Consider the following 232-nt stretch of genomic DNA (forward strand, 5'->3'; position numbering starts at 1 on the left):
CCTTGGCCAGGGCGGCGCCGATCTCGTTCGGGTCGAACACCCGGATCGCCTTGCAGCCCAGGCCCTCGACCACCGCGACGTGGTCGACGCCGTAGCCTTCCAGCTCGGGGGCGTTGATGTTGTCGAAGGCCAGCTGCACGCAATAGTCCATGTCGAAGCCGCGCTGCGCCTGGCGGATCAGGCACAGGTAGGAGTTGTTCACCAGTACGTGGATATAGGGCAGCTTGAACTG

Annotated in this window: 1 protein-coding gene; it reads right to left on the reverse strand. The window is 64.2% G+C overall.

Going from position 1 to position 232, the window contains the following annotated elements; all coding sequences use genetic code 11:
- On the reverse strand, positions 1-232 hold a 232-nt coding region (locus BST14_RS32460; protein ID WP_245845880.1), incomplete at both ends, for a thiamine pyrophosphate-dependent enzyme.

This window comes from Mycobacterium arosiense ATCC BAA-1401 = DSM 45069 (assembly GCF_002086125.1).
GTDB lineage: Bacteria > Actinomycetota > Actinomycetes > Mycobacteriales > Mycobacteriaceae > Mycobacterium > Mycobacterium arosiense.